The organism is Streptomyces torulosus (assembly GCF_001419765.1).
Classification (GTDB): Bacteria; Actinomycetota; Actinomycetes; order Streptomycetales; family Streptomycetaceae; genus Streptomyces; species Streptomyces torulosus.
Window position 1 is genome coordinate 1 of the sequence record NZ_LIRK01000562.1, and the last position, 6862, is coordinate 6862.

At 71.5% G+C, this 6862-nt stretch carries 4 protein-coding genes; all 4 read left to right on the forward strand.

Annotated features, from left to right (window positions below):
• Positions 1-2179: glycoside hydrolase family 2 protein (locus AOK23_RS33355; RefSeq protein WP_055716279.1), on the forward strand; the 2179-nt coding region annotated here is incomplete at its 5' end.
• Positions 2176-3201, forward strand: coding sequence for a LacI family DNA-binding transcriptional regulator (locus AOK23_RS33360; RefSeq protein ID WP_055716280.1), 1026 nt, complete (start codon positions 2176-2178; stop codon positions 3199-3201). The genes AOK23_RS33355 and AOK23_RS33360, both read left to right, overlap by 4 nt.
• Positions 3202-3425: 224 nt before the next feature.
• A complete protein-coding gene (locus AOK23_RS33365; RefSeq protein ID WP_055716281.1) occupies positions 3426-4643 on the forward strand; it encodes a thiolase family protein in 1218 nt (405 codons plus the stop codon).
• Positions 4640-6769 carry a 3-hydroxyacyl-CoA dehydrogenase NAD-binding domain-containing protein gene (locus AOK23_RS33370; RefSeq protein WP_055716282.1) on the forward strand — a complete coding sequence of 710 codons (2130 nt, stop codon included), beginning with the start codon at positions 4640-4642 and terminating at the stop codon, positions 6767-6769. Before AOK23_RS33365 ends, AOK23_RS33370 begins: the two co-directional genes overlap by 4 nt.
• Positions 6770-6862 lie beyond the last annotated feature (93 nt).

Sequence of the window (6862 nt, forward strand, 5' to 3'; positions counted from 1 at the left end):
GGACCAGACCGACCTGGTCTTCGAGGGGCTGGACACCGCCGCCGAGGTCCGGCTCGACGGGCGGCTGCTGGGGTCGGTGCGGAACATGCACCGGTCGTACCGTTTCGACGTCACCGGGATGAGCGGCCGGCTCTCGGTGCGGTTCGCCTCCGCGTACGCCGAGGCGGAGGCGGTGCGCGAACGGCTCGGCGACCGGCCGAACGCGTATCCCGAGCCCTTCCAGTTCATCCGCAAGATGGCCTGCTCGTTCGGCTGGGACTGGGGGCCGACCCTGGTGACGGCGGGGATCTGGCGGCCGGTGCGCCTTGAGCACTGGTCGACGGCCCGGATCGCCCGCGTCCGACCGCTGGTGACGGTCGAGGGCACGACCGGGAAGGTGGAGCTGCACGTCGACGTGGAGCGGGCGGCCGTGGAGGCGGGGCTGCGGCTCCGGGCGCGGGTGGGGGGCGTCAGCGCGGTCGCGGAGGTCGAGGGCACGAGCGGCGTCGTCCGGCTGGAGGTGCCCGGCGTAGAACGGTGGTGGCCGCGCGGGTACGGCGAACAGCCGCTGTACGACGTGGAGTTGACCTTGTGCGAGGGCGGGGGCCAGGGGCTCGACACCTGGCGGCGGCGGGTCGGGTTCCGGACCGTGGAGGTCGACCGGGTGGCCGATGAGCACGGCACCGGGTTCACCTTCGTCGTCAACGGCGAGCGGCTGTTCGCGCGGGGCGTGAACTGGATCCCGGACGACGCCTTCCCCTCCCGCGTCACCCGCGACCGCTACCGCGCACGGCTCACCCAGGCGGCCGACGCGGGTGTCGACCTCGTGCGGATCTGGGGCGGTGGGATCTACGAGAGCCACGACTTCTACGACGTCTGCGACGAACTGGGGCTGCTGGTCTGGCAGGACTTCCCCTTCGCGTGCGCCGCCTACCCGGAGGAGCAGCCGCTGCGGGGCGAGGTGGAGGCCGAGGCCCGGGAGAACGTCGTACGGCTGATGCCGCATCCCTCGCTGGTGCTGTGGAACGGCAACAACGAGAACCTGTGGGGGTTCCGGGACTGGGGCTGGGAGGAGCGGCTCGCCGGGGAGTCCTGGGGCGAGGGGTACTACCTGGGCGTGCTGCCGCGGATCGTCGCGGAGCTGGACCCGACGCGGCCGTACACGGCGGGCAGCCCCTGGTCGGGGTCCTGGGACCACCATCCGAACGACCCGGCGCACGGCACGCACCACTCCTGGGAGGTGTGGAACCGGGAGGACTACGCGGAGTACCGGGCGAACGTGCCCCGGTTCGTGGCGGAGTTCGGCTGGCAGGCACCGCCCGCGTACGCGACGCTGCGGCGGGCGCTGGCCGAGGCCGGGGAGGAGCTGGCCGCCGACTCGCCGGGGATGCTGCACCACCAGAAGGCGGAGGACGGCAACGGGAAGCTGGAGCGGGGCCTCGCCCGCCATTTCGCGCTGCCCGAGGGGGACTTCGACCGGTGGCACTATCTGACGCAGCTGAACCAGGCGCGGGCCGTCGCCGCCGGTGTCGAGCACTGGCGGTCGCACTGGCCGGTGTGCGCGGGCACGATCGTGTGGCAGCTCAACGACTGCTGGCCGGTGACGTCCTGGGCGGCGATCGACGGCGACGGCAGGGAGAAGCCGCTCTACCACGAGCTGCGGCGGCTGTACGCGGACCGGCTGGTGACGCTTCAGGAGCGGGGCGGAGCGCTGGTGCTGGCCGTCGTGAACCAGGCGGGTGAGGTGTGGGAGCCGGCCGCGCCGCGGTTGCGGCGGATGTCGGTGGACGGCGAGGTGATCGCCGAGTTCTCGGTCCCCGGTGCGGCCGTCGGGCCCCGCGCGATTGTCGAGGTGCCGGTGCCGCGTGAGGTGGAGCCGGCGGGCGCGAAGGAGTTCCTGGTGGCGGACGTGGGCGGACTGCGGGCGCTGCACTTCCCGGCACCCGACCGCGAAGTGCCCTACCCCCGGCCGGAGTTCGACGTCGAGGTGGCGCCGGGGGCGGTGACCGTGACCGCGCGGACACTGCTGCGGGACCTGCTGCTCCAGGCCGACCGGCTGGACGCGGCGGCCCGGGCCGACACGGGGCGGGTCACGCTGCTGCCCGGGGAGCGGGTCACCATCGGGGTGACGGGCTGGGCGGCCGTACCGGACGAGGCGGCCGTCCGGCGGGCCCTGTTCTGTGTGGAGCCCGCCCGATGAGCACACCCCCTCGGGTGACGATCAAGGACGTCGCCGCGCGTGCCGGAGTGTCCAAGGGGGCGGTCTCGCTCGCCTTCAACCGCAAGCCGGGACTGTCCGACGCCACGCGCGACCGGATCTTCACGGCGGCGCGGGAGCTCGGCTGGACACCGAATCTGACAGCGCGGTCGCTGTCGAGCCAGCGGGTGGACGTCGTGGGGCTCGCGATCTGCCGGCCGGCGCGGCTGCTGGGGCTTGAGCCGTTCTACATGGAGTTCGTCTCCGGGATGGAGAGCGTGCTGACCGAGCGGTCCTGCTCGCTGCTGCTGCGTCTCGTGCGGAACCTGGACGAGGAGATGGCGGTGCAGGACGCGTGGTGGCGGGGGCGGCAGGTCAGCGGGTCGATCCTGGTGGACTTCCGCACGGACGATCCGAGGGCGGCGTCGGCGCAGCGGCTCGGCATGCCGGTCGTCGCGGTCGGGCATCCGTCCCTGACCGGGGGGCTCACCTCGGTGTGGACGGACGACGCGACCGCCGTGTCGGAGGCGGTCCGCTATCTCGCGGCGCTCGGACACCGGCGGATCGCGCGGGTCGGGGGCGCCGCGCTGCTGGGGCACACGGCCATCCGGACGGCCGCGGTCGACGAGGCGGCGCGGCGGCTGGGGCTGGCCGGGGTGCGCCAGGTGACGACCGACTTCTCCGGGGAGGACGGGGCCCGGGCGACGCGGTCGCTGCTCAGCGCGCCCGACGGGGACCGGCCGACCGCGATCCTCTACGACAACGACATCATGGCGGTGGCGGGCCTGTCGGTGGCCGCGGAGATGGGGGTGCGGGTGCCGGCGGACGTCTCGCTGCTGGCCTGGGACGACTCGCAGCTGTGCCGGCTCACCCGGCCGACCCTGTCGGCGATGAGCCATGACGTGCACGGGTTCGGGGCGGAGGTCGCGCGCACGCTGTTCGGGGTGATCGCCGGGGATGCCTCCTCCCACCCGGTGGCGACCCCGGTCCTGGTGCCCAGGGGATCCACCGCTCCCGCGGCGTGATCGCGGTCCGGGACCGCTGAGGCGTTTCGGGCTGGTCGCGCGGTTCCACGCACCCCTAAGCTGGATGCATGTAACCGGCGGTAACACGCCGAGGGTGTGTGACGTTCACCGCTCCCGCCCTCAGGGGTGGGCAGTCCGGTTACTCGTAAGTAGCATGGGCCTGAGCGCGCGCTCAGCGTGTCGTGCAGCAGTAGTGCCATCCCGCACCCTGGAGGAGAGCCATCGTGCCTCGTACCGTCAGGGACGTCGTCTTCGTCGACGGCGTCCGCACCCCGTTCGGCAAGGCGGGCCCGAAGGGCATCTACCACGAGACCCGCGCCGACGACCTCGTCGTGAAGGCGATCCGGGAGCTGCTGCGCCGCAACCCCGGTCTGGAGCCGGCGAAGATCGACGAGGTCGCCATCGCCGCGACCACGCAGATCGGTGACCAGGGCCTGACCATCGGCCGCACGGCGGGCATCCTCGCCGGTCTGCCGCAGACCGTCCCCGGCTACTCCATCGACCGCATGTGCGCCGGCGCCCTGACCGCCGTCACCACGGTCGCCGGTTCCGTGGCCTTCGGCGCCTACGACGTCGCCATCGCCGGTGGCGTCGAGCACATGGGCCGCCACCCCATGGGTGAGGGCGTGGACCCGAACCCGCGGTTCGTCAGCGAGAAGCTGGTCGACGAGTCCGCCCTGTTCATGGGCATGACCGCCGAGAACCTGCACGACCGCTACCCGACCATCACCAAGCAGCGCGCCGACGAGTACGCCGTGCGCTCGCAGGAGAAGGCCGCCAAGGCGTACGCCAACGGCAAGATCCAGGCCGACCTGGTACCGATCTCGGTGCGCCGCACCAACCCCGAGGGCGGCGAGACCGGCTGGGGCCTGGTCACCGCCGACGAGCCGATGCGTCCGGGCACGACCATCGAGAACCTCACGGGTCTGAAGACGCCGTTCCGCGTCCACGGCCGGGTCACCGCCGGTAACGCGGCCGGTCTGAACGACGGCGCCACCGCCTCGATCATCGCCAGCGAGGACTTCGCCCGCGAGCACGACCTCCCGGTGAAGATGCGCCTCGTGGCGTACTCCTTCGCGGGTGTCGAGCCGGAGGTCATGGGCTACGGCCCGATCCCGGCCACGGAGAAGGCGCTCGCCCAGGCGGGCCTCACCATCGACGACATCGGCCTGTTCGAGATCAACGAGGCCTTCGCCGTCCAGGTCCTCGCCTTCCTGGAGCACTACGGCATCGCCGACGACGACGCGCGCGTGAACCAGTACGGCGGCGCCATCGCCTTCGGTCACCCGCTGGCCTCCTCCGGCGTGCGTCTGATGACGCAGCTGGCCCGCCAGTTCGAGGAGCAGCCGAACGTCCGCTACGGCCTGACGACCATGTGCGTCGGCTTCGGCATGGGCGCCACCGTCATCTGGGAGAACCCGCACTTCGAGGGGGACAAGTGACCACCACCGCCGAGCTTCTCAAGCAGGCCTCGGAGCTGTTCCCGGACGAGGTCGTGACGAGCGCGCACGTACGCCACCTCGACCTGCCGTTCGGCGCGGGGCGCTTCGCCCTGATCACGCTGGACAACGGCTTCGACCACACCAAGCCGACCACCTTCGGCCCGGCGTCGCTGGCGAACCTGAACACCGCCATCGACCAGGTCGAGAAGGAGGCCGCCGCCGGCGAGATCGTCGGTGTCGGCATCACCGGCAAGCCGTTCATCTTCGCGGTCGGCGCCGACCTCAAGGGTGTCGAGCTCCTCAAGGAGCACGAGCACGCGCTCGCCATCGGCAAGGGCGGCCACGAGGTCTTCAAGCGGCTGTCCACCCTCGCCGTCCCGACCTTCGCGTACTACAACGGTGCCGCGATGGGCGGCGGTGTCGAGGTCGGTCTGCACTGCTCGTACCGGACCGTCTCCGCGGCCCTGCCCGCGTTCTCGCTCCCCGAGGTCTTCCTCGGCCTGGTCCCCGGCTGGGGCGGCTGCACGCTGCTGCCGAACCTGATCGGCGCCGACAAGGCCGTCTCGGTGATCATCGAGAACAGCCTCAACCAGAACAAGCAGCTCAAGGGCGTGCAGGTCTACGAGCTGGGGATCGCCGACGCGCTCTTCGAGGGCGCCGACTTCCTGGAGCAGTCGCTGCTGTGGACGGCGTCCGTCCTCAAGGGCGAGATCGTCGTCGACCGCCCGGTCATCGACCGCGGTGAGGCCTGGGACCAGGCCGTCGCCAAGGGCCGCTTCATCGCGGACTCCAAGGTGCACGGTGCGGCCCCGGCCGCCTACCGCGCGCTGGACATCATCGCCGCCGCCAAGAACGGCGACCTCCAGCAGGGCTACGACGCCGAGGACACGGCCCTCGCCGACCTCATCATGGGCGGCGAACTGCGCGCCGGCATCTACGCCTTCAACCTGGTGCAGAAGCGCGGCAAGCGCCCGGCCGGCGCGCCGGACAAGTCGCTCGCCCGTCCGGTCACCAAGGTCGGTGTCGTCGGCGCCGGTCTGATGGCCTCGCAGCTCGCGCTGCTGTTCCTGCGCCGCCTGGAGGTGCCGGTCGTGCTGACCGACATCGACCAGGAGCGCGTCGACAAGGGTGTGGGCTACGTCCACGCCGAGATCGACAAGCTGCTGCTCAAGGGCCGGATCAACCAGGACAAGGCCAACCGTCTCAAGGCGCTGGTCACCGGTGTCCTGGACAAGGCCGAGGGCTTCGCGGACGCGGACTTCATCATCGAGGCCGTGTTCGAGGAGATCGGGGTCAAGCAGCAGGTGTTCGCGGAGGTCGAGGCGGTCGCCCCGGCGCACGCGATCCTCGCCACCAACACCTCCTCGCTGTCGGTCACCGAGATGGCGTCGAAGCTGAAGAACCCCGAGCGGGTCGTCGGCTTCCACTTCTTCAACCCGGTCGCGATCCTGCCGCTGCTGGAGATCGTCCGCGGCGAGCAGACCGACGACGCATCGCTGGCCACGGCCTTCGCCGTCGCCAAGAAGCTGAAGAAGACCGCGGTGCTGGTGAAGGACGCCCCGGCGTTCGTCGTGAACCGCATCCTCACCCGCTTCATGGGCGAGATCCAGAACGTCATCGACGAGGGCACGCCGGTCGAGGTCGCGGAGAAGGCGGTGGAGCCCCTGGGCCTGCCGATGTCTCCCCTCGTCCTGCTGGAGCTGGTCGGTCCCGCGATCGGTCTGCACGTCTCGGAGACCCTCAACCGGGCCTTCCCGGACCGCTTCACGGTCTCCCCGAACCTCGCGGCCGTCGTCAAGGCGGGCAAGCGCGGCTTCTACGTCTACGACTCCGGCAAGCCGGAGCTGGACCCCGAGGTCGCCGCGCTCCTGAAGCAGGGCGACGTCGTCCTGACCGAGGAGCAGGTGCGCGCCCGTGTCCTGGACGCCGTGGCGCAGGAGATCGGCCTGATGCTCGACGAGGGTGTCGTCGCCGAGGCGCAGGACATCGACCTCTGCCTGATCACCGGCGCCGGCTGGCCCTTCCACCTGGGCGGCATCACGCCGTACCTGGACCGCGAGGGCGTCAGCGAGCGGGTGAACGGCAAGAAGTTCCTGGAGCCGGGCGTGGCATCGGTCCCCGCGTAACCGCAGCCGTGTGAAGAGGGCCTCCGTCCGCGGACGGAGGCCCTCTTTCCATGCCCGGCCCCGCGCCGGTCCGCCGGTGGGCGGCCGACCGGG

Excerpts from the sequence above, each read along its gene's own strand:
- AOK23_RS33360 (WP_055716280.1), top strand. The coding sequence starts at position 2,176 with ATGAGCACACCCCCTCGGGTGACGATCAAGGACGTCGCCGCGCGTGCC.